We start from the raw sequence: 24,578 nt of genomic DNA on the forward strand, positions 1-24,578 counted from the left end.
CAAGTCATGAAAACAAAATTAACTTTATTATCCTTACTCACTTTTTGCTGCAGCTTTTCATTAACTGCCCAAGTAGCCACTGATTCGGTTTACAGGCCTACAGACTCCATTGCTTTAAAACAAGTTGAATTGGTGAAGGCCAAAGAGCAAGCCGCTGCAACTTTATCCCCTGAACAAGCAGCCGCCATTAAGAAAGCAGCTTTAGCCAAAGAAAAAGAGGCTGAAAAAATGAAAAAAGCAGCTGAAAAACAAGCCAAGGCTTTAGACAAAGAGCAAAGAAAACTGGAGAAAGAGCAAAAACAATTCGCCAAAGAACAAAAGAAAATTGCTTCAGGAGAAAAATCTTTAATCAAAACAAAAGAAAAAATTAATAAAGAGACAAAGAATCTCGAAAAACTAAAAGCCAAGCTAGAGAAAAGTAAACGAAAAGGAAAAATTTCTGAGATTGATATCGAAAAAGAAAACATCAAAATCAGTAAAAAATTAATCAAAATTCAAGAGTTACAGGATGACCTTGATAAAACAGAAAAGAAAGTAAATAAACTCAGAAATTAAAAAAAGCCTCCAAATTGGAGGCTTTTTTATTATATAAATTCAATTAAGATTTAACTACTTTGTCCTTTTTCAATTTAGAAGACAAACCTTTGTTGTTTTCAGATTGCAAGTCATTTAAAATGTGAATCGCTTCTTCTATATAAATATCTTTTGACAAGCTTTCATGCCATCTGTCTCTTTTCTCTTTAAGTACAGGATCATTTTTCATGCTTTCCACTTCATAAGGAAGCGAATTAAAGTCGAAAGCATTTTTGTAATCTACAATAGGTTTGTACTTTTTATTCTTTTCTTCCAAAGATTTTTGCTCCGCTTTGAATTTATCTATGTTCAAACTATAAACGTTCTCTTTGTTTCTCTCGTCTAACCATTTGGCATTGTCATCAATCAATTGCAATTGCGGGTTATTTTGCATTCTGTTTTTGCTTTTAGATATGGTCAAATCAAAATTGTTTTGCTTGTCCCAAATTTTATAATCGGCAGCATCAATTTTGTCCCAAGGCATAGCATTTTCGATATCTCTTTCACCCATTTTTAGATAAGAATATCTGTCCGGAATAGCAATGTCGCTCTTTACGCCTTCTAGCTGAGTTGAACCACCATTAATTCTATAGAATTTCTGAGTTGTGGTTTTTAAGGCTCCTAAATCACCATAAGTACTACCGCGAACAAACTGATTCAAATCGATTACATTTTGAACTGTTCCCTTACCATAAGACTGCTTGCTTCCAATGACAACGCCGCGTTTGTAATCTTGAATTGCTGCTGCTAAAATTTCAGAAGCCGAAGCCGAAAACTCATTAATCATCACTACTAACGGTCCGTCCCATTGTACTTTTGCATCTCTGTCATACAACACTTCTTTTTTACCGGCAGCCGATTTGATTTGTACAATCGGACCTTGCTCAATAAATAATCCGGCAATATCAACAACGGTTTTCAAAGAACCGCCACCATTATCTCTAACGTCCATTACAATTCCTTGTACACCTTCTTTTTTTAATCTTTCTACTTCAATGGCCACGTCTTTCCCGGCGTCACGACTATTTACATCTTCAAAATCAATATAGAATTTTGGCAAATAAATGATGCCGTATTTGAAACCATCTTTTTCAACAACACTTGATTTCACATAGGTTTCTTCAATTTCCACTTCATCTCTGATGATGGTAATTACTTTTATGGTTCCGTCTGTTTTCTTAACGGTCAAACGAACTTCAGTTCCTTTTGGTCCTTTGATTTTTTTCACCACATCATCCAAACGCATGCCGACTACATCCACCGGTTCTCCATCGGCTTGTGCTACTTTTAAAATAACATCACCTGATTCTAATTCTTTTCCTCTCCAAGCCGGACCGCCTGAAATCAATTCAGAAATCTCAGTGAAGTCATTCTTCTTTTGCAAACGAGCACCGATTCCTTCTAACTTTCCGCTCATACTTAAATCGAATCGCTCTTTTTCATTTGGACCAAAATAAGAAGTGTGCGGGTCAAAACGAGAAGCAATGGCATTTACATAAACTGAAAACCAATCTTCGCGATCTAAATCTTTAATGAAATTGAAATTGTCATTCAAAGAACTCAAAGTGCTTTCACGCGTTTCTTTTTCTAATTGTTCGTATGTTTTTGGCGCTTCCGATTGTTTTTTCTTAGCATTCTCCACAAATTTATTTTCCAATTCAGGCGTTATTCTTTCCCCTAAACTTTCTTTGTATTCTTTGAGTCTTTCTTCGATTGATTTTTTAGAATCTTTGGCATAATCCTCTTGCAGTTTTTGCTTTTCAACCAATGAAGACAAAGCTGATAATTTGACTTGCAAACGCCATCTTTCCTTTAATTCCTTAACCGATTTTGCATAAGGCATAACTTCATAATCTGCATTGAAAGTCTCGTCTTTTTTATAGTCAAAAGGTTTTTCTAAAGCTTCTTTATAATAGCTTTTACTTTCCTCCATACGCTTCATTAATCGAGTGTAAGTCAAGTCGAAAAACGATAATTCTTTGTTTAAAATCTGATCATCGATTTGCGTTTCATATTTGGCAAAATCCTCAATATCCGATTGCAAAAAGAATCGCTTTGACGGATCTAAAGCATTCAAATAATCCTTGTAAACACCTTTTGAAAAGGTATCGTCAACAGTCGCCGGATCGTAATGTCCTTTTTCTATGACAAAAGCCAATAATTCAATTAATAACTTATCTTTTTCCGGGTCTGATTCTTTCTTACTCGGGAATAAACTAAACCCCAATAAGGCCACTGATAGTGTCAAAACTATCAATAGTGCTTTATAATTTCTTTTCATAAACTGCATTATAACATTCATTAATTATTGGTCTAAATTAAACAAAAAACCATGCCAAGGATTTACTGATCAGATAATTTTTTGTTAAAAATCATTTCATTCATTCACTTAAGAATCGCAATTGGTTCAAAGTTATAAAAATTTGTATCGCTGTAAAGCCTTAAAATGGTTAATTTTGCCTTAATAACAAGACAGTCAAAAACTGTGCTAAAAACCGGAAATTAAAAACATGATTACCAAACCTACTATTTTAGTTACCAATGACGATGGCATTAATGCTCCGGGAATTCGCGCTCTGATTGCCGTTATGGCTGAAATTGGCAACGTAATTGTTGTTGCTCCTGACAGTCCGCAAAGCGCCATGGGTCATGCCATTACCATCAACAGTACTTTGTATTTAAATAAAATTTCTGCCGAAAACGCAGCGATTTTGGAATATGCTTGCTCCGGAACGCCGGTGGATTGTGTAAAATTGGCAGTTAATGAAATTTTGAAAAAGAAACCTGACTTGTGCGTGTCAGGCGTTAATCACGGCTCTAACTCTTCTATCAATGTGATTTATTCGGGAACTATGAGTGCAGCAGTTGAAGCAGGCATTGAAGGTATTCCGGCAATTGGATTCTCTTTATTAGATTATGACTGGAACGCCGATTTTGAAACCATCAAACCATTTATCAAGAAAATTGCTTTAGAAGTTTTGACCAAAAAACTACCGGAAGGTACGGTTTTAAACGTCAACTTCCCGAAATTGAAATATGATGATATCAAAGGCATCAAAATTTGTCGCCAAGCGAAAGCCATTTGGATGGAAAAATTTGACAAAAGACAAACCCCTTACGGCAAAGATTATTATTGGTTAAGCGGCGAATTTGTCAATTTAGATAAAGGCGAAGATACCGATGAATGGGCTTTGTCGAAAGGCTATATTTCCGTAGTTCCGGTTCAGTTTGATTTGACGGCGCATCATGCCATTCAACAATTAAATTCTTGGGATTTATAAAATATTACGAATGACACGAGCGTAGCGACTGCATTTTTACCAATAGAAAATAAACACGCAAAAAATGAAATACTACATCATTGCCGGCGAAGCTTCGGGCGATTTGCATGGATCCAATTTGATGAAAGCGCTTTATAAAGAAGATGAATCTGCCGAGATTCGTTTTTGGGGTGGCGATTTGATGCAAAGTGTCGGAGGTACTTTGGTTAAACACTACAAAGAATTAGCCTTTATGGGATTTACTGAAGTAGTAATGAATCTGAAAACCATACTAAATAACATAAAATTTTGTAAAGCCGATATCGAAAAATTTAATCCAGATGTGATTATTTTTATAGATTATCCGGGATTTAATATGCGAATTGCCAAATGGGCGAAAGAACGCGGTATCAAAACCCATTACTATATTGCGCCACAAATTTGGGCCTGGAAAGAAAACCGAATCAAAGCGGTCAAAAGAGATTTCGACAAACTATTTGTAATTCTGCCTTTTGAAAAAGATTTCTTTGAAGTCAAACACCATTTCAAGGTTGATTTTGTTGGGCATCCTTTGATAGATGCCATTCACAACCGTGTAAAAACTGACGAAGTTACTTTTAGAAAAGACAATAATCTCGATGACAAACCTATTATAGCCATCCTGCCCGGAAGTCGCAAGCAAGAGATTTCAAAAATGCTCAGCGTCATGCTTAGCATTGTGAATGATTTTAGCGATTACCAATTTGTGATTGCCGGTGCGCCTAGCCAGGATTATCATTTTTACGAACAGTTTTTGACCAATAAAAATGTCAAATTCATTTCGAATAAAACGTATGATTTGTTGAGTGTTGCCAAAGCAGCGTTGGTAACCTCAGGAACGGCGACTTTGGAAACAGCCTTGTTTAAAGTACCAGAAGTAGTTTGTTATAAAGGTGGTTTTATTTCGTACCAAATTGCCAAAAGAATCATCACCTTAAAATACATTTCTTTGGTGAATTTAATCATGGACGAAGAAGTGGTGACCGAGTTAATTCAGGACAAATTCAATACAAAAAATCTAAAAAAAGAGCTTTCTAAGTTACTTAACGAAGAACACCGAAAATCACTTTTGGAAAAATACAACCAATTGGAAACCAAATTAGGAGGTATTGGTGCCAGTGAAAAAACTGCTAAATTTATCATAAATGATTTGAAGTAGTTTTGATTCCAAACTCTATTTTTTACTTTTGTAAAAACACTTTTATTTGAAAAACATAGTCTATATATCGCTTATCTTACTTTTGTTTACCGCTTGTAAACCTACGTCTAACATTGTAACTTCAAAGGAAGTTGCAGTTAAAAAAGGACTTTATACCGAACCAAAAAACCTTGCTGTTTCAGAAGTGAAGAGTGCTGAAAAGAAAAAGAAAAACCAAAACAAAGACCTTACTCAAAAGCAAAACACCTCCAAAAAAACCGGCGGCGTTAACCATAAAAATGACGAAGATATTGTCATCGAAAGTGAAGATGCGAGTTATTTAATCAAGCAACTTATCAATAGTGCTTCAGACAATTTAGGGGTTAACTATCGTCCCGGCGGCACATCAAAATCCGGTTTTGATTGTTCAGGCTTAGTTTATTCAACTTTTAAAAAATTTGACATTACTTTACCGCGTTCGTCTCATGAAATGGCGACTGTTGGTACTAAAGTTGACTTATCAGATGCCAAAAAAGGCGACCTGATTTTCTTCATCAATCGTGGGCGAAGAATCAACCACGTTGGTATGGTCGTTGAAGTCAGCCATGATGAAGTCAAATTTATTCACTCTTCTACCCAAAGTGGCGTTATCATTTCATCGACTAAAGAACCTTATTACAATAGAACTTTCGTACAAATAAATCGTGTTTTAATGTAATTTTCTTTCATATTTTAAAAATTTCATGTAATTTAGTTACATGAAAATCTTACAATTTCCATTAGCAAGAGTTACGCTAACTTTTATTCTAGGCATAATTTTCTATCAAAAGTACCAACCTGAGCCGTTTTTGGTGTTTATAAGTCTTTTGATTGGAATTCTATTTTTATTGTTTTTTCATTTTTTATCTAAAAAAAAACCGATTTACCGATTCATTTTTGGGACTTTAACTTTACTGATTTCATTCAATATTGGTATTTCGACTTGTATTTTTCACAAAGAAACTTTAAGCCAAAATCATTATCTCAATCAGATTGAAGATGATTCATTTCATGAAATCAAACTTGTTGTTCATGAAAAATTAAAAAGTACTCCCAAAAATTCCCGTTATGTCTCGGTAATACATACCATTGACAACCACCAAAGTTTTGGCAAAATCATTCTCAATATTAGAAAACCTAATCAGATTGAAGATTTCCCAATTGGCAGCCATGTCAAAGTTACAGGCAGTATTTATAAAAGCAAAAATCCATTTAACCCTAATCAGTTTGACTATGGTAAGTATTTGGAAAATCAAGAGATTTATGCACAAGTTTATATTGATGAAAAACAAATGACAATTGGTAAATTCGAGTCAACGCTTTGGTCAGGTTTTTCTAATTTTCGCACTAAAATCATTCAAAATCTGAAAGCTTCTCGTTTTAAAACAGAAGAACTCAATATAATGATTGCTTTGTTATTAGGGCAACAACAAGACATTTCACCGGAAGTTTTGAAAGATTACCAATTGGCCGGCGCTGTCCACATTTTATCTGTTTCCGGACTTCATGTTGGTTTCATTTTACTGTTTGTTACTTTTCTTTTGAAGCCAATGGCGAATACCAAAAGAAATGCTGTAATCAAACTTATTATTATTCTTTTATCGCTATGGAGTTATGGGATTTTAGCCGGATTAGCGCCTTCGGTAGTGCGTTCTGTGACTATGTTCTCCTTTGTAGCTGTTGGGAATCATTTCAGAAGAACCGTAAATAATTTTCATACGTTATTAGTATCTATGCTATTAATTCTCCTTTGGAAACCTTCATTTTTGTTTGATATTGGATTTCAGCTGAGTTATTTGGCCTTGTTTTTTATTCTTTGGTTACAACCTTTACTATCTGAAATTTGGCAACCAAAATATAAAATCACCCAATACATTTGGGACATCGTAACGGTTTCATTTGCGGCACAAATTGGCACCATGCCTTTAAGCCTATACTATTTTCATCAATTCCCCGGATTGTTTTTTGTAACCAATATCATCGTGCTGCCTTTACTCGGAATTATAATGATTGTAGGTTTGATCGCCATCATAACAGCTTGTTTCGGAAAAGTCTCTTTTCTTGTGGTGAAACCCTTGGAATTCCTGATAGAACTTCAGAACCATATTATTAATTGGATAGCTTCTTTTGAGGATTTTGTCCTCAGCAATATTTCGTTTACCACTGCAATGCTTTGGGTTTCCTATGTAATGATTATCGCTATAATAGTTTGGTTAAAAAAACCTGAATTCAAAAGATTGTCAATAGCTTTACTGAGCACTATAGCATTACAAATTGTTTATATTGACACTAAATTCAAAACAAACAACGTGAAAGAATTGATTGTTTTCAATACAAAAAAGAGCACTATTATTACCCAAAGGCAAAATAGATTTGTGACAGTTTACAGCAATGATAGCATATTGAAATCATTAGAAAACAATCTTGCTGTACAATCGTATTTGGTTGGCAACTTTTGTGAAGCCAAAGAAAAAAAGAAACTACAAAATGTATTCTATTTCAAAAACAAAAGAATAATGTTGATTGACAGTTATGCCGTTTATTCAGAGAAAATAAAACCCGATGTTTTAATCATTACCCATTCGCCAAAGCTCAATTTTGAACGCTTACTCACAGTATATAAACCCAAAGAAATTGTTGTAGATGGCTCGAATTTTAAAAGCTATGTAAGACTTTGGGAATCGACTTGCCGAAAAGAAAAAATCCCTTTTCACTATACTAATGAAAAGGGATTCTATAAAATTTAATGCTGATTAGTTATGCTTTTTTTGGTGCTAATATTTGTTTGGCACCTTCTAACCAAGGTGTTGGTCCACCGGCAACATAACCTGTACTTCCTAATTGTTCTAAGTTTATTTTTCCGTCTTTTTTAGTAGCATTAACAAACCAAACTGTTGGATAACCTCTTACCCCTAAAGCTTGTTGCAACTCCATGTTTTGTTTTTGAATCTCGGGTTGTTGTGCAGTTCTTCTAGGAAAATCTAATTCAACTAAAACAACATTGTCTTTGGCCCATTTAGCAAACTCAGGTGTTTTTAAAACTTCTTTTTGCAAACGGATACACCAACCACACCAGTCACTTCCGGTAAAAAATAACATTAATGGCTTTTTAGATTTTTTTGAAATTTCCATGGCTTTATTGATATCGGTTTGCCAGGTTAATTCTTGTGCTTGTATCGTTAATGACCCTAAAACCAGGAATAACGTAAGGATTAATTTTTTCATGTGTTATTATTTTTTTTACAAATATAAACAAAAACAGTACCAAAAACTGTCGGCTATTTTACATCTTGCCTTAATTTTTCTCTCAGAAAATGAAATTAATGACATCAATAAACAAAATATTAAAGTTATGGAATTAATTAATTCCTTTTTCTTTCATCACTTTATTCAATTTTTTCACCAAAGCAAACATCAATAAAGTAGCAAACATCAACAAACCGAAATTCACCCAAAAAAAGTCTGCTTTATCATCGTAAGTATCCCACATACTGGCCAAAACGCCACTCAATTTGTTTCCGATAGAAGTTGATAAAAACCAACCGCCCATCATCAAGGCAGTAATATTTTTTGGGGATAACTTAGAAACAACGGATAATCCCATTGGACTGAGGAAAAGTTCTCCAATAGTAATTACGCCATAATTAGCGACCAACCACCAAACGGAAACTTTCTCGCTTCCATTGTTACCAATATGAACCGCAGCGACCATTACTAAAACAGATAAGGCTGAAATTAATAATCCAAAAGCAATTTTTGTTGGTGTACTCGGCTCTTTTTTTCTACTTCTCAAATAGGTAAAAAAGGCGACTATCAATGGCGTCAAAATAATTACCCAACCCGGATTGATGGACTGACTCAAATTGGTGGCCCAAATACTGATTTTGTTTCCTTCTTCAGGTTTCTTTTCTTCTTTTACGTTTCTGAAATAAATTGGATAATCAACTACCTTTTTTACTTCTCCATTCTCTTTTTGAAGACGGAATCCGGAATCATACAACTCTGTAGAATCCTTTTTATATTCAACTTCTTTAGATAATTTCAAGCTGTTAAAAACCGTTTGCGTTGTACCTGTGATTTCTCTATCGGTATAACGGTCAGCCCAAGTATTTAGTGCAGAACCATTCAATTTGAATACTGCCCAAAATAAAATCACCACCGCAAAAATGGCCAACAAAGCGCCTATGGGTCTTTTGTCTTCGGCTTTGGCTTTGAAATACAAACTTCCGTAAAAGAAAATCACCGGAATACAAGCGAAGATAAACGCATCGGTACTATCCGAACCAAAGATGGAGCTATCCGGATTGGCCTCTGAAAGTACTCCTTTTAAAAACCAACCGATTACTCCGAAGATTACCGATGGAACCAAAATAAACAACACGATTTTATAAAATGGCATATCGCCTTCTTGAATCCCCTTTTTCTCGGTTTTATCTCCGTAATGTTTGGTTCCCATTAAGAATACCACAACACCGATAAGCATTCCGACACCGGCAGCCATAAAAGCGTATTGCCAACCTAATACTATTTGCAAAGCGGCTCCAAAGAAATTACAGATAAAAGCACCGACATTGATTCCCATGTAGAAAATGTTGTAACCTTCGTCTTTCTTGTCTTTGTATTGCTCGTCGTTGTAAAAATTCCCTAAAAGTGTAGAAATATTGGGCTTAAAGAATCCGTTTCCAACAATAACCAAAGTCATAGCGACATAAAGCATAGTAATGTCATGAATTCCCATCAGCATATATCCGGCACCCATCATCAAACCTCCAATCACAATTGATTTTTTATAACCGAAATAACGATCGGCAACCAAGCCTCCAATAAAAGGTGTTAAGAATACCAAAGCGATAAAAGTGCCATACAAATCAGACGCTTCTTTCTCGGTCATGGCAAAACCTGCCTCAACATCTTTAAGATACAAGGTAAAAATACCAATCATTAAATAGTATCCGAATCGTTCCCACATTTCGGATAAAAACAAATAAGGCAGCGCTTTAGGGTGACTTTTCCACATAATTTCTTAATTTAAAAAACAAACCTACAAGGGTTTCTTGTAGGTTTGAAAGATATAAAAAATATTTTTAATCTGTGATTATCTCACGCCGTGCATCATTTTTTTGATTACCGGTGTCAATAAGAATAAAATAATAGAAGCAATTCCACAAAGCACTACAAACACCATAAAGAATTCATACAAACTAGTAATTTCAAAGCCTGCAAATGATGGATAATGATCAGTAATTTGGTTTTCCGCCAATAATTTAGTTTGCTCTGCAGTTGGTATGACTGACTTGTCTAAAACACCTTGCAAATCAATCCCTAATTCAGACGCTTTTTTGAATTTATCTCCTGTTGCTGGTAAAATTGAGCCTAAAGTTCCGGATAAAGCATATCCGGCTGCACTCGAAATAAAGAAAACACCATAGGCTAATGAAGCAAAACGCTTTGGTGCTAATTTACCAACCAAAGACAATCCGATTGGAGATAAACACAACTCAGCAAATGTTTGGATTAAATATAACAAAATCAACCATTTGATGGCTAATAACCCTGAGTTCCCCAAATCTTTTACATTATTGGCTATGATAAAATAACTCAATGCAATTAAAAGCAATCCTATCGATTGTTTCACTGTTGAAAGCGGCTCTCTATTTTTGGCTCTTAACTTGTCCCAAAGCACGCTGAAAGGGAAAGCGAAGATTACAACGAATAAACCGTTAAAAATCTGAACCATTGATGGTGGCATATTCCAACCAAACATATTTCTGTCGGTTTGGTTGTCAGCAATGAATGTTAACGACGAACCTGCTTGTTCGAAAGCCGCCCAGAAGAAAATGATAAAGAACGACATAATGTAAATTACCCAAATACGTTGGGTTTCTACTTTGGTCAATGTACTATCTAACAATATTAAAGTGGCAAGTGAAACGCCACTAGCATAAATAAATGGATAAATGTAGATTTTTACCACATTTTCACCTTCAGTAAAATAATTAAAAATAAAGAAGACAACTGCAAAAACAGCAAGTGCAGTAACAATTGACTTCATAGAAAACACCGCTTTTTGTGATTCGCCTTCTTCATAATCTCCTGCATCATTTCCTGATGGAATACCACCAATTGGTTTGCCTTCCGGTGTAACTACATATTTATTTTTCAAGAAAAAGAAAATAGCCGTTCCAATAATCATCGCTATCGATGCTGCCAAGAATCCCCATTTGAAAGCATGAACATCTCTTATACCGCCCGGATCTTTTACATCTCCAATAAGCGGACAGATAAACTGACCTAAAAATGCTCCAATATTTATTCCCATGTAGAAAATAGTAAAAGCAGTATCCAATTTTGATTTTTCTTGTTTTGGATACAAACTTCCCACCATTGAAGAAATATTTGGTTTGAAAAATCCATTACCAAAAACAATTACACCTAAGGCTGTCCACATTAAGGTATTCGCCAAACCTAAATTGGTACTAAAAACGCTGGCACTAAAAAACAGCATCAATTGTCCAATCGCCATCATGGCACCTCCAAGCATAATACAATTTCTATTTCCGAAAAAACGGTCAGAAATAAAGCCTCCTAACATTGGTGTCAAATAACAAAGCCCAAGAAATCCTCCATAAATAATAGAAGCTTCCTCTTCTTTCATCATCAATGAATTCACCATAAATAAGGTTAGAATTGCTCGCATTCCGTAGAAGTTGAACCTTTCCCACATCTCGGTTCCGAATAATACCCAAAGTCCTTTTGGATGTCCTGTTTTTACTGTAGCTTCACTCATAAAATTGGTTTTAGTATGTATTGATTAGTTATAAATTCTCTTTGATAAAATTCGTCATTTTGTTATACAATTGGATTCTGGTTTTGCCACCATAAATTCCATGATTTTTGTCGGGATAAATCGCCCAGTCAAATTGTTTGTTGGCTTGCACCAAGGCTTCAATCATTTGCATCGTGTTTTGAACATGTACATTGTCATCAGCGGTTCCGTGAATTAAAAGGAATTTTCCCTTCAATTTGCTTACATGATTAATAGGTGAATTATCATCATAACCACTGGCGTTTTCTTGTGGTGTTTGCAGATATCTTTCAGTGTAAATGCTATCATAGAATCTCCAATTGGTTACCGGAGCCACCGCAATCGCCATTTTGAAAACATCAGCACCTTTAAAAAGACAGTTGCTACTCATAAATCCGCCATAAGACCAGCCAAAGATACCGATTCTGGCTTTATCTACATAAGTATAATTTCCGATGACTTTTGCGGCATCGATTTGGTCTTCAACTTCAAATTTACCTAATTCTTTTTGGGTACATTTCTTGAAATTAGCGCCTTTAAAACCGGTTCCTCTTCCGTCCACACAAGCTACAATATAGCCTTGTTGCGCCAACATCATAAACCACATGTCGTTGGTGTCTAACCAATTATTAGCCACTTCCTGCGAACCGGGACCGGAATATTGAAACATAAAAACCGGATATTTTTTTGAGGCGTCAAAATCTTTGGGTTTGATCATCCAAGCATTTAACTTGTGCCCTTTTTCGGTAGTTAACTCGAAGAATTCTTTATTTGGTAAATCGTATTTTTTAAGTTTTTCAGCTAAAGCTTTGTTGTCAACTATGGATTGAATTTGTTTTCCGTCTTTAGAACTGTTCAAAGTATAAGCTGTTGGTTGGGTCGCGCTCGAATAGGTGTTGATAAAATACTCAAAATTCGGACTAAAAGTCGCAGCATTCGTTCCTACTTGTTGTGATAATTTTACTTTATTTTTTCCGTCTAACCCAATTCGGTATACATCTCTCACAATTGAACCATTCTCAACCGATTGATAGAAAACTGTTTTTGTTTTTTCATCAAAACCATAATAAGACGTGACTTCCCAATTGCCTTTGGTCACTTGGTTTTTCAACTTACCGGTTTTGTCATACAAATAAATGTGATTGTAACCGTCTTTTTCGGATGTCCAGATAAAACTATTATCTTTTAAGAATGTTAGGTTGTCGGTTACATCTACATAAGCTTTGTCTTTTTCGTTCAAAACTACTTTCGCAGTTCCGGTAGTTCCGTCAATAAAAAGCAAGTCTAAATTATCTTGGTGACGGTTTAAGACTTGGGCCGAAAGAACATTGGCATCATTAGTCCATTTCATTCTGGCGATGTAGAAATCATTGTAATTACCTAAATTGATAGTTTTTGAAGCAGCCGAAGTCACATCGTAAACATATAAAGAAACTAAAGCATTCTTCTCGCCTGCTTTTGGGTATTTGAAGGTTTCCACCGTTGGATACAAATCTTTTTTGAAAACATTCATTGAAAACTCAGGGACTTCGCTTTCGTCAAAACGGATGTATGCCAGTTTTTTCCCATCGGCACTCCAATCATAAGCTCTCACGAAAGCAAATTCTTCTTCGTAAACCCAATCCGTGATACCATTAATGACACTGTTTTTCTTTCCGTCTCTCGTAACCTGAGTAACTTTTGCGGAAGCGACATCATAAATAAAAAGGTTGTTGTTCTTCGCAAAACCTATTCTAAAACCATCCGGAGAAAAGGTTGGTTCTTGGGCTTGCTCTAACACTTTGGTTAACTTTTTAGTCTCTAAATTGTAAAGGAAATAATCTGCGGTAAAGGAGTGACGAAAAATTGGGTTGGTATTATTAGCAATCAACAATTGCTTTTCGTCTTTGCTGAAAACGTAGCTGTCAATACCGTTGGCTAATTCTGAGAAGTTCTTAGTGTCAATTAAAGTATTGATTTTTTTTAGGGTTGCAAAATCATATAAATCGATTTGCATAGTTCTCGTGTTTCTGTCAAAGTTGAGCACGGTGTATTGGTTGGTATTTTTCATGGCAATGAGTTCGTCCATGCCTTGAGCTCTGAATGCTCCTGTGTAAATTTCTTCTACACTTATTTTTTGTTGTGCCGATACTGAAAAGCACGATAATAGGAACAGTACAACTGCTTGTTTTAATTTCATTGTAAAGATTGATTATAAAAGAGGTCAATTTTAGTGAAAAAATTAGAAACTACCTCATATTTTTATGTTAAATGCAGTTTCAGATGGGTTTTTGACTTGTAGAATTATCGAAAACAAAAAACCCCGATAATTTCTTATCGAGGTTTTGTGGTGGTATCTCCAGCCCCGAAGCTTAGGGGAAACCAGTGACATATGGATTAAAAATTATTTTTTGAAATAATATCTATCAAGATTTCTGGATTAACAATGATTTTTTCAATGAAGATTTTACTTTTCATTTTCTTTATAAATTTCTCAAGTCTAAAAGCTTGATCTTTTGAAATACATTCAAACAATAAAACAACTTTCCAGTCTCCAGCTATTTTAGTAAAAGAGCCATCATATGAGTGATTATTATGTTTCAATAACCTATTATCTATATCATTAGTTTCTCCGACATAGAATTTATTGGCTGAAGCGGAATAAAGTACATAAAGAAAATGCATATTGTAAAAATAACAAAAAACCCCGATAATTTCTTATCGAGGTTTTGTGGTGGTATCTCCAGGAATCGAACCAGGGACACATGGATTTTCAGTCCATTGCTCTACCAACTGAGCTAAGATACCTTGCTTTAGCTACGCTTCTTTCGGCTGTATGCCTTGGGTGTTGCGGGTGCAAATATAGAACGATTTTTAATTTATCCAAAACAAATAATAAAAAAAATCTATTCGTACCTTAGCCTCATTAAAAATCGATGTATGCTATTAGCCATAGATGTTGGAAATACTCGTATCAAAACAGCTGTATTTGAAGACAATACTCTTTTAGAGGTTTTTGTTTTTGACAAAAAAGAAATGATTGAAAAACTTGAATTTATTTTAGAACAATATTCGAAAATTAAGTCAATTGTTGTTGCTTCTGTTGGAAATATCGACAAATCGGTCTTTTTGACTTTTGAAAAAACCACTTCAATTCATTTTATTTCTCATCAAAGTCAATTCCCCTTTGATAATTTATACACTACTCCAAAAACACTTGGCATTGACCGATTGGTTTTAGCTACAGGCGCTACTTTGCAATTTCCCAATCAAAACCGATTGGTAATTGATGCCGGTACTTGTATTACTTATGATTTTATCGATGAATACAATCAATATTTGGGCGGTGCTATTTCTCCCGGTATTCGTTTGCGTTATGAATCGTTACATCAATTCACAGCGAAGTTACCCTTATTAACACAAGCCTATCCGGAATATGTAATCGGAAATTCGACAGAAGAATCTATACATTCAGGCGTTGTCAATGGCGTGACTCTTGAAATTGATGGCTTTATCGAACAGTATAAAGCGCAATACGCTAAATTTATCATAATTTTAACGGGTGGCGATGCAGAATTTTTGGCTAAACGATTAAAAAATACCATATTTGCCAATTCAAATTTTCTGTTGGAAAGTTTGAACCAAACTTTTCAATACAATCAAAAATGATTAAAAAAATTGCAGTAAGCCTTTGTTTACTTTTTTCATTCTCTGCCTTAGCTCAAGAGGGAACTTCTTCCCCGTATTCTTTTTACGGAATTGGTGATATTAAATTTAAAGGAACCATTGACACTCGCTCTATGGGTGGTGTTTCTGTTTTTCCTGACAGCATTCACTTAAATTTACAAAATCCGGCCCAATTAGCGAGTCTAAAATTGACCGTTTTTGCTCTTGGCGGTACTTACGCAAACACGACATCTAAAACAGAAACCCAAGAAGCAAAAGCCCGTAGAACTGCTTTTGATTACCTAGCCATTGGAATTCCGGTTGGAAAATTAGGATTTGGATTTGGTTTGATTCCTTATTCTTCTGTTGGATACAAAATCCAAACTTTGTCGGATGACGCAACTCCAATCTATTCAAGATACAGTGGTATAGGTGGTGTAAATAAAGTATTTGTTGGCGCAGGTTATCAATTGACAAAAAAAATCAACATTGGTGCAGACATCCAATATAACTTTGGTACTATTGAAACAACCAATTTAAGATACCAAAGTGATATCCAATATGGCACCAGAGAAATTAACACTTCAGAAGTAAGCGGATTTAATGCAAACTTCGGAGCAACTTATCAAACAAAAATAAACAGTAAATTCTCCTTTTTCAGCAGTCTAACCTACACCCCCGAATCGGAATTAAGATTGGGTAATGGGCGTACCATTGACATCATACAATTTTCAGGCTCAGGAAGTATCAACGTTATTGAAAGAGAAGAGGTTGAAGGCATTGGCGACACTAAAATTAAATTACCTTCAAAATTAGCTCTTGGCTCAGGTTTTGGCCAAGTAAAAAAATGGCTGATTGGTGGAGAAGTAACCTTTTTGAACACCAGTGTCACGTCAAATCGATTTACAGATATTGAAGGTGCTTCATTCGAAAATGCTACTCGATATAGCTTAGGCGGTTATTTTATTCCTAACTTTAACTCTTATTCAAGTTATTTTAAAAGAATTACTTACCGTGGTGGGTTGCGATATGAAAATACAGGCTTGGTCATTCAAGGTAAATCCATTACTGATACTGCTGTAAATGTTGGTTTCGGCCTTCCGTTAGGTGGTAGTTTTTCCAAAATTAACATCGGATTGGAAATGGGTAAAAGAGGTACTACTTATTACAACTTGGTAGAAGAAAATTATTTTAATATCAGCGTTGGGTTATCATTAAGTGACAGGTGGTTTGTGAAGCGTAAAATTGACTAAAAATTTCATTATGAAAGCATTTTTTTCTCTAATTGCTATCTTGTTCATTACCAATAGCAATGCTCAAAAGTTTGACTGTTCATCAACAATTACAACTTACCAAGAACTTTTCCAGGCGAGGAATATTGCAGATGCCTATGACACTTGGAGTTTGGTGAGAAAAAATTGCCCAAAACAAAGCGAAATCGTTTATACTGACGGAATCCTTATTCTACAATACAAAATCGATAATGCTGCTAATGCTGAAGAGAAAGAATCTTTGGTACGCGACCTGATGAAATTGTATGACCAATACAACAAAAATTTTCCGTCAACGACAACCGATTTTGAAGTCTACAAAGCGATGGCTTTACACGACAATAAGATGGAAGCAACAGACGAGATTTTAAGTTTACTCGACAACGCTTTTTCAAGAGCCTCAGACAGCATTACCAATGCGAATGCCATTTATACTTATTTCAGTTTGTGCCATGAAAAATACAAAGCCGGAAATCAAAAGTTTAATGCCGAATTGGTTTTGGACAAATACACCTTGGTTAATGCCATGCTTTCCAATTTACAGAATACAAATCCGGATAAAGCCAATGAATACAGAACAGCCCAACGCGGTATCAATTCTTTGGCAAAAGATTTAACAACCTGCGATAATTTGGCCACTTACTATGAAAATAAATACCAATTGAATTCCGACAATAACGATTGGATTTTAGGTGCTTTAACAAATCTTGGTGACAGGTGTAGCGCCAAACCGATTTTCAACAAAATGGCTCAAAATTTCTATGCGACCAAAGCTACTTCTCAATCGGCTTACTTTATGGCCTTAGCCTCTTTAAAACAAAAGAATTTTGAAGAAGCCATAAAATTCTACTCCCAATCAGCAGATTTAGAAGCCAATCCACAGGCAAGAGCAAAAATATATTACACTTTAGCCACCGGATTATTATTTGGTGACAAAGCCAAGTCTAAAGAAAGTTTGAATAAAGCTTTACAATATGACCCAACTTTGGGAAGTGCTTATTTGTTTTTAGCAGAACTCTACGCTAATGCTGCTGACGAATGTGGAAAAACTGATTTTGAAAAAAAAGCCATTAAGTATTTAGCTTTACAAACCGCTAAAAAAGCTATTGTAGCAGAGCCAAAAATGAAAGCTGCCGCTGACAAAGTTGTAGAAAGATTAGCTTCAAAATCTCCTTCTCAAGCCGAGATTAACAAAGAAAAAATGAATGGAAAATCGTTGACCATCGGATGTTGGATTAACGAAACAATCACTTTCCCTGCTAAATAATGAAACGCGCTATCAAAAATAGTATTCCGCTTTTAGCCCTATTGTTTTGCTTGATGATTGCTTCATGTGAAAGCAATTTCAAAGACGTTCAAAAAATGAGTGTTTCCGAATTTACCCCAAGCGGTGATGCAGATTCCATCAATTTAAAATATACCGATTCAGGTCGGATTACGGCCAATTTAATCAGCCCGAAAATGCTCGATTATGCCACAGTGGAATTCCCTTATACCGAATTTCCTAAAGGCATGCATTTGACTTTGTTTGACAAAAACGGAAAACAAACCCTAATCGATGCCAATTATGCCGTTTCGCACAAGGCGACTAATATCATTGACCTGCAAGGCAATGTAAGAATCTCAAGCCAAAACGGAGATTTGCTGGAAACAGAACAATTGTATTACGACCAAAAAAACGAATGGTTTTTTACCGAAAAAAAGTTTAAATTTACTTCTCCAAAAGGCGTTTCTTATGGCGAAGGAATCGATTTTAGCAAAGACTTTAAAAAAGTAAACTCACAAAAAATATCTGGACAAGTCCAATCATCAGAATAACTATGAACTATTTAAGATTTACACAATACGCTTACTTACTAGCCGGATTACTATTTGCCGTTGACGCCTTTATCAGTTGGAAAGATGGAGAAAACTTTATCATCAGCGCGCTATTTGCTGCTGTTTGTGTGTTTACGTTTTTCTTTAGAAGAAGGTTTGCCCGAAAATTTGCGGAGCGTAATAAAAAACCTTAATTCATGGAAATCGGAATCATCATCATATGTTTGATACTTTCCGCATTTTTTTCAGGGATGGAAATCGCCTTTGTTTCCTCCAATAAAATTTATCTTGAAATTGAAAAAAAACAAGATAATTTCATTTCTAAAATCCTTACCAAGCTAACCGAAAAACCCTCGAAATTCATTGCCAGCATGTTGGTAGGCAATAATGTTACCATGGTGATTTACGGATTCTTCATGGGCGATTTGCTAATGCGGTGGTTCAAAACTTTAGGTTATCAATTCTCCGATTTATCCAATTTGTTATTACAAACGCTTATTTCTACGCTGATTGTTTTAATGACTTCTGAGTTTTTGCCGAAAGTGTTTTTCCAAATTTACGCCAATAGTTTTCTGAAATTTTTCGCTTTGCCGGCTTATTTCTTCTACCGATTGTTTTACTATATTTCTTCTTTCATGATTTGGATTTCAGATTATATTCTGAAGAAATTTTTCAAAACTGAAGGTGACCAAATAACACTTTCTTTTAGCAAAATAGAATTGGGCAATTATATTTCGGAACAAATGAATTCCGTGCAAGACCACGAAACCGTAGATTCAGAAATACAAATTTTCCAAAATGCCTTAGAGTTTTCAGGTGTAAAAGCCCGGGATATAATGACACCGCGAACTGAATTAGTAGCCGTTAATTTGTACAGTTCTGTCGTCGATTTAAGAGAACTTTTTATAGAAACCGGATATTCTAAGATCTTAGTTTACATTAATACTTTGGATGATATCGTTGGTTATGTCCATTCCTTTGAACTTTTCAAAAAACCCAGAACCATCAAATCGGTTATGATTCCGGTAGAATTTGTACCTGAAACTATTTTTATTAAAGATGTTCTTAATTTACTTACAAAAAAAAGAAAAAGCGTAGCCGTTGTTCTTGATGAATATGGTGGAACTTCAGGGATTATAACTACCGAAGACATCGTTGAAGAACTCTTTGGCGAGATTGAAGACGAACACGATTCAGACGAAGCTTTAATCGAAGAACAACTTGAACAAGCTACTTATTTGTTTTCCACAAGGTTAGACGTAGAATATCTTAATGAAACTTATAAATTAAACATACCCGAAAGTGATTCTTATGGCACTTTGGGTGGATTTATAGTTGATTTTTCGAAAGAGATTCCACAAAAAGGAGATCAAATCACCATTGAAAACTTCCAATTTACCATCGAAGAAGCAACGAATAAGAAAATCGAATTGGTCAAAATGATAGTATTCGATTAGTTTCTGCAAAAAAATTAAAAAATAGTTGAAATTATAACTAAGTGAGTATTATTATTTCACAGATAATTGTATTTTCGCAAACTGAATTAAAAATTAACAAGATTAGAAATGGCAATTTTATCAAAAATTAGAAATCGCTCAGGCTTACTTTTAATACTTATAGGCTTTGCATTATTGGCTTTTGTCGTGCAAGATTTATTTAGCAACGGATTTAAAAGCATCTCAAAAGACGTGGGAAGCGTTAATGGAAAAGATATTGCTTATGAAGACTTTAGAGTAAAAGTAGCAAACGCTGAAAAAAACGGACAAAATGGTCAACAAGTGACTGCTTTGCAAGCTTCAAACCAAGTTTGGAATCAAGAAGTAAGCATTGCTTTACTTACAGCTGAGTTTGAAAAATTAGGTTTGCGCGTTGGCGAAAAACACATCGTTGAAGTATTCAAAGCAGATCCTAATATTGGACAAAACCCAGCGTTTTTAGATGCCACTGGTAAATTTGACGTAAAGAAATTCAAAGATTACTTCAAATCTAATCCGGAAGGAATTCAAATCTTGAAAGAAAGAGAAAAAGACGCAGAATTAAATGCAAAATACCAAATTTACAATTCATTAGTAAAAGGTGGTTTATACACGACTGAAGCTGAAGGTAAATTTAAATATGAAGCTGAAATGAACAAAGTATCTTTTGACTTTGTTACTGTTCCTTTCTCAAGCATTAAAGACAGTGATGTTAAAATTACTGACGAAGAGATTTTGGCTTACATGAAAACTAAGGAGAAAAAATTCAAATCAGAGGAAACTCGCGAATTGGATTATGTTCTTATTCAAGAAAAACCATCTGCTGAAGATGAAGCAGAAGTTAAAAACAAAATTAATTCGTTATTGACTAGTCGTGTTGAATTCAAAGACGGCAAAAACGATACCATTCCAAGTTTCCAATCGGCTACTAATGTAGCGGATTATGTAAACCAAAATTCTGATATTCCTTTCGACTCAACTTATATTGCCAAACAAGATTTACCGGCTGAACACGCAGATAAATTATTTGCATTGGCTACAGGTGAAGTTTACGGACCATATATGTTTAGCAACTACTACTGTATTTCTAAAGCTTTAGGAAGAAAAGCAGGCGCTAAATCAAAAGCAAGTCATATCTTAATTAGTTGGGAAGGAACTCAAGTGCCAAACAAAAAAGAGAAAAGAACTAAAGAAGAAGCAAAAGCTAAAGCAGAAGGCTTATTGGCTCAAGCTTTGGCCAATCCATCTATGTTTATGATTTTGGCGATGTCTAATTCTGATGATTCATCAGCACAACAAGGTGGTGATTTAGGGTATTTTGCTCCAGGCGCCATGGTAAAACCGTTTAATGATTTCGTTTTCAATAATCCGGTTGGAAAAATTGGCTTAGTAGAAACAGAATTTGGTTACCACATTATCAGCGTTACCGATAAACAAGACGCAATCAGATTGGCTACTATTGCTGAAAAAATTGAGCCATCTGAATCTACAAATGACAAAATCTATACGCAAGCTACTAAATTTGAAATGGATGCTGCCAATAAAGATTTCGCTGCTTTAGCCAAAGAAGCTAAATTAACGGTTAACCCATCTGTAAGAGTAAAACCTATCGATGAGAACTTTGGCCAAATCAGCAACCAAAGACAAATCGTTAAATGGGCATTTGCCGGTGACACCAATATTGGTGATGTAAAACGTTTTGAAATTGCTAATGTTGGTCATGTAATTGCCAAATTGAAAAAAGTAACTGAAAAAGGATTAATGTCTGTTGAAGAAGCCAGACCACAAGTGGAAGGTCTTTTGAAAAACAAAAAGAAAGCTGAAATGATTAAAGCGAAAATGTCCGGAAGTTCATTAGCCGCTATTGCAGCTTCAAACAAAGTTATTGTTATGAATGCCGTTGATTTAACGCTTGAAAACGCAGCAGTTCCGGGCGCCGGATTTGAACCAAAAGTGGTTGGAACCGCTTTCTCTTCAAAAGCAGGTCAGGTTTCAAAAACTATCGAGGGTAATTCAGGTGTTTATGTATTGGTAACTAAAACAGTTGCTAAAGCACCAGCGCTTCCAAAATATACAGACTATGTGAATAAATTAAAACCACAAGCTGTTGGCAACGCCGGAAGATTTATGCAAGCATTGAAAAATGATGCAGACATCCAAGACAACAGAGCTGATTTCTATTAATCGAAAATAACAATTATAAAAAAACCTGAAGCTAAACTTCAGGTTTTTTTATAATATCATTTCGTGATAAGGAATGACAATTTCAAAACCTCTTTCTTTAAAGTAATCGGTCGGATCTTCTTTGGAAATACTCAAGACAAAATCGCCGCCCCAAGCGCCCAAACTTTTGACAACACCACTAAAGTCATGAAACAGTACTTCTTTTACGGTAGCCAATTCTAAAATGTTGCTCAATTCAATTTCGTGTTGTGCTAAAGCCAAAGCAAAAGTTTTGGGTTGATCAGCTTCAACTACAATTTTTGTTAAATCATTTATAACCGGAATCGTTTTTCTAATATCGACTTGATTGCTGTAATAAGATGCAATCGCATTTTTGCTGTTCTGCTTTTTATTCAGATAAACAAAGAAGATTTTATCCGTAAAATCGGGATTGAAATCTACAATTTCCACAATCGGTTTGTCGTTGACAATTTGGTACAAAATTCCGGAGTTATTTTGAGCGCAAGCAATATCGTAACCACTACCGCCAAAACTCCTTTTCAGCAGCTCAAAGGCATCAATTTGCAACCATTGAGCAATATTATTGATTAATGTAGAAGATGTCCCTAAACCCCATAATTTGGGAAAAGTTAATTCGGTCGTAATTTTGTATCCTTTTGAAGTTGTTATAAAATCAGAATTCATCAAATAAGCTTCGTGCAAAATTTCGATTAAAGTGTTTTTAACGCTTTTGTCATCATCATGACGCTCTTTTCTAACGATCGAGGCAAATGGAATATTGTCTTCAAACCAAATGCTTTTATCACTGTCGTAACTCGTCCATTGGATGATGTTGTCTTCCGCTTCTTCTATGATTAGATTTTGACCGTATTTGGTAGGCAACGCAAAAGCCTTGGCACCATCAAGCACCACATATTCTCCTGTTATGAGTAATTTTCCGTTGCTATAAAATTTTTTTATCAAGAGACTATTTTCTTAGATTTTGAATCAATTCCACTACAGCGGAATGCGTCACGGTATTGTTTTCGAAATGCTTTGCGATTGCTTTTCGTTCTTCAGCGTTGGCTTCAAACTGGTTTAAAATGTTATTCAAATGCATTTTCATGTGACCTTCTTGAATTCCGGTAGTCGTTAATGAACGCAGTGCCGCAAAATTTTGTGCCAAACCGGTAACGGCAACTACTTGCATCAATTCTTGCGCAGAAGGTTTTCCTAAGATTTCCAAAGCCATTTTAACCAATGGGTGCAAAGACGTCAATCCGCCAACCGTTCCTAAAGCCAAAGGAATTTCCATCCAAAAGGTAAAAACTCCATTCTCAATTTTGGCATGTGACAAACTTGAATATTGTCCATTTCTGGAAGCATAAGCATGAACACCGGCTTCGACTGCTCTGAAATCATTTCCGGTAGCCAAAACTACTGCATCAACACCGTTCATAATGCCTTTGTTGTGCGTTACGGCACGGAAAGGTTCGATTTCGGCGATGCGAACGGCTTGCACAAATTTCTCAGCAAATTCCTGTGGGTTTTCGATTTTCTTTTCAGCCAAATCTTCTACTTTACAAGAAACTTCGGCACGAACAATACAATTCGGAACAAAGTTGGACAAAATGCTCATTACGATAGTAATGTTCTTTTCTGCTTCGTTAAAATCGGGATGATTTTGAGCTTCTTCTTTCAAACTTTTAGCCAATTGTTCCAAACAAGAATTGATAAAATTTGCGCCCATGCTGTCTTTGGTTTCAAAAGTTGCATGCAATTGGTAGTAATGCTCTAATTCTGAAGTTTTATTTCTGAGTTCCAATCCTAAAATACCGCCGCCACGTTTTTGCATATTTTTGGTAATGCTTTCGGTGGAATCGATTAAAGTTGCTTTAACTGAATTGAAAAACGATTGCAGTTTAGCGGAATCGCCTTTGAACAAAAAGTGAACTTGTCCAATCTTTTCTGTATTCAAAACGGTCGCTTTAAATCCGCCACGCGTGCTCCAAAACTTAGCTGATTTGGCTGCGGCAGCTACAACCGAACTTTCTTCAATCACCATGGGTACCGAATAATATTTCCCATTGATAAGGAAATTAGGCGCTATGCCCATCGGCAAATAGAAATTGGTAATCGTATTTTCTATAAACTCATCATGCAATTGTTGGAGTTTGTCATCATTGTTCCAATATTGTTTGATGGTTCTAATCGCTTCGGTTGGATTAGTGAAATATTCATTCGCAATCCAATTGATTTTTTCTTCTTTGGACAATTTGGAAAAACCGGCAACTGCATTATTCATATACGATGATAAAAGTTAAGTGGCTACAAAGATAAGTGATAGCGATT

The 24,578-nt window shown here is 35.3% G+C and carries 20 protein-coding genes and 1 tRNA gene; 12 read left to right on the plus strand and 9 right to left on the minus strand.

The window, feature by feature from the left end; genetic code table 11:
* Positions 1-6 precede the first annotated feature (6 nt).
* Positions 7-555 carry a hypothetical protein gene (locus B3C16_RS02020; protein WP_291128253.1) on the plus strand — a complete coding sequence of 183 codons (549 nt, stop codon included), beginning with the start codon at positions 7-9 and terminating at the stop codon, positions 553-555.
* A gap of 43 nt (positions 556-598) precedes the next feature.
* Here the strand turns inward: B3C16_RS02020 and B3C16_RS02025 are convergent, their stop codons facing one another.
* Positions 599-2,875 (minus strand): carboxy terminal-processing peptidase, encoded by a 2,277-nt coding sequence (locus B3C16_RS02025; protein ID WP_291128256.1) that lies wholly within the window; start codon positions 2,873-2,875, stop codon positions 599-601.
* Between the two features lie 208 nt (positions 2,876-3,083).
* On the opposite strand from B3C16_RS02025, the gene surE reads away from it, so the two are divergent.
* The 4 genes from surE to B3C16_RS02045 all read left to right on the plus strand — a co-directional run bounded on the left by surE (position 3,084) and on the right by B3C16_RS02045 (position 7,796).
* Positions 3,084-3,854 (plus strand): 5'/3'-nucleotidase SurE, encoded by a 771-nt coding sequence (surE, locus tag B3C16_RS02030; protein WP_291128259.1) that lies wholly within the window; start codon positions 3,084-3,086, stop codon positions 3,852-3,854.
* A gap of 64 nt (positions 3,855-3,918) precedes the next feature.
* The gene (lpxB, locus tag B3C16_RS02035; RefSeq protein ID WP_291128262.1) at positions 3,919-5,031 is read left to right on the plus strand and encodes a lipid-A-disaccharide synthase; all 1,113 of its coding nucleotides are present in this window, start codon (positions 3,919-3,921) and stop codon (positions 5,029-5,031) included.
* 46 nt (positions 5,032-5,077) lie between these two features.
* Positions 5,078-5,728: a C40 family peptidase gene (locus tag B3C16_RS02040; RefSeq protein ID WP_291128265.1), complete on the plus strand. Its 651-nt coding sequence runs from the start codon at positions 5,078-5,080 to the stop codon at positions 5,726-5,728.
* A 40-nt stretch (positions 5,729-5,768) separates the two neighbouring features.
* Positions 5,769-7,796 (plus strand): ComEC/Rec2 family competence protein, encoded by a 2,028-nt coding sequence (locus B3C16_RS02045; RefSeq protein ID WP_291128270.1) that lies wholly within the window; start codon positions 5,769-5,771, stop codon positions 7,794-7,796.
* A 10-nt stretch (positions 7,797-7,806) separates the two neighbouring features.
* Here B3C16_RS02045 and B3C16_RS02050 read toward each other — a convergent pair whose 3' ends face one another.
* From B3C16_RS02050 to B3C16_RS02075, 6 genes are all read right to left on the minus strand, one after another.
* Positions 7,807-8,274 carry a thioredoxin family protein gene (locus tag B3C16_RS02050; RefSeq protein WP_121312622.1) on the minus strand — a complete coding sequence of 156 codons (468 nt, stop codon included), beginning with the start codon at positions 8,272-8,274 and terminating at the stop codon, positions 7,807-7,809.
* A gap of 133 nt (positions 8,275-8,407) precedes the next feature.
* Entirely contained in the window at positions 8,408-10,066 is a 1,659-nt protein-coding gene (locus B3C16_RS02055) for a peptide MFS transporter (protein ID WP_291128273.1), read from the minus strand.
* Between the two features lie 78 nt (positions 10,067-10,144).
* Positions 10,145-11,836 (minus strand): peptide MFS transporter, encoded by a 1,692-nt coding sequence (locus B3C16_RS02060; RefSeq protein WP_121312620.1) that lies wholly within the window; start codon positions 11,834-11,836, stop codon positions 10,145-10,147.
* A 28-nt stretch (positions 11,837-11,864) separates the two neighbouring features.
* Entirely contained in the window at positions 11,865-14,033 is a 2,169-nt protein-coding gene (locus tag B3C16_RS02065; RefSeq protein ID WP_291128277.1) for a S9 family peptidase, read from the minus strand.
* 197 nt (positions 14,034-14,230) lie between these two features.
* Positions 14,231-14,518: a GIY-YIG nuclease family protein gene (locus B3C16_RS02070; RefSeq protein ID WP_121312618.1), complete on the minus strand. Its 288-nt coding sequence runs from the start codon at positions 14,516-14,518 to the stop codon at positions 14,231-14,233.
* 47 nt (positions 14,519-14,565) lie between these two features.
* Positions 14,566-14,641: transfer RNA gene (locus B3C16_RS02075), tRNA-Phe, on the minus strand.
* 132 nt (positions 14,642-14,773) lie between these two features.
* On the opposite strand from B3C16_RS02075, the gene B3C16_RS02080 reads away from it, so the two are divergent.
* The 7 genes from B3C16_RS02080 (at position 14,774) to B3C16_RS02110 (ending at position 22,247) form a co-directional block, all read left to right on the plus strand.
* Positions 14,774-15,502, plus strand: a complete 729-nt coding sequence (locus tag B3C16_RS02080) for a type III pantothenate kinase (RefSeq protein WP_291128282.1) — start codon at positions 14,774-14,776, stop codon at positions 15,500-15,502.
* Entirely contained in the window at positions 15,499-16,752 is a 1,254-nt protein-coding gene (locus tag B3C16_RS02085; RefSeq protein ID WP_121312616.1) for a hypothetical protein, read from the plus strand. The genes B3C16_RS02080 and B3C16_RS02085 overlap by 4 nt, the downstream gene beginning before the upstream one ends.
* Positions 16,753-16,762: 10 nt before the next feature.
* Positions 16,763-18,037 carry a tetratricopeptide repeat protein gene (locus B3C16_RS02090; protein WP_291128286.1) on the plus strand — a complete coding sequence of 425 codons (1,275 nt, stop codon included), beginning with the start codon at positions 16,763-16,765 and terminating at the stop codon, positions 18,035-18,037.
* Positions 18,037-18,588 carry an LPS export ABC transporter periplasmic protein LptC gene (gene lptC / locus B3C16_RS02095; RefSeq protein ID WP_291128289.1) on the plus strand — a complete coding sequence of 184 codons (552 nt, stop codon included), beginning with the start codon at positions 18,037-18,039 and terminating at the stop codon, positions 18,586-18,588. The genes B3C16_RS02090 and lptC overlap by 1 nt, the downstream gene beginning before the upstream one ends.
* A 2-nt stretch (positions 18,589-18,590) precedes the next feature.
* Entirely contained in the window at positions 18,591-18,782 is a 192-nt protein-coding gene (locus B3C16_RS02100; RefSeq protein WP_121312613.1) for a hypothetical protein, read from the plus strand.
* A 3-nt stretch (positions 18,783-18,785) separates the two neighbouring features.
* Entirely contained in the window at positions 18,786-20,045 is a 1,260-nt protein-coding gene (locus tag B3C16_RS02105; RefSeq protein ID WP_291128292.1) for a hemolysin family protein, read from the plus strand.
* Positions 20,046-20,153: 108 nt separating this feature from the next.
* Complete coding sequence (locus tag B3C16_RS02110; protein ID WP_291128295.1) at positions 20,154-22,247, plus strand: peptidylprolyl isomerase; 2,094 nt, start codon at positions 20,154-20,156, stop codon at positions 22,245-22,247.
* 48 nt (positions 22,248-22,295) lie between these two features.
* Here the strand turns inward: B3C16_RS02110 and B3C16_RS02115 are convergent, their stop codons facing one another.
* A complete protein-coding gene (locus tag B3C16_RS02115; protein ID WP_291128298.1) occupies positions 22,296-23,210 on the minus strand; it encodes a GYDIA family GHMP kinase in 915 nt (304 codons plus the stop codon).
* A gap of 4 nt (positions 23,211-23,214) precedes the next feature.
* The gene (locus B3C16_RS02120) at positions 23,215-24,531 is read right to left on the minus strand and encodes a hydroxymethylglutaryl-CoA reductase, degradative (protein ID WP_291128301.1); all 1,317 of its coding nucleotides are present in this window, start codon (positions 24,529-24,531) and stop codon (positions 23,215-23,217) included.
* Positions 24,532-24,578 lie beyond the last annotated feature (47 nt).

The sequence above is a fragment of the Flavobacterium sp. UBA7682 genome, assembly GCF_002482945.1.
Lineage (GTDB): Bacteria > Bacteroidota > Bacteroidia > Flavobacteriales > Flavobacteriaceae > Flavobacterium.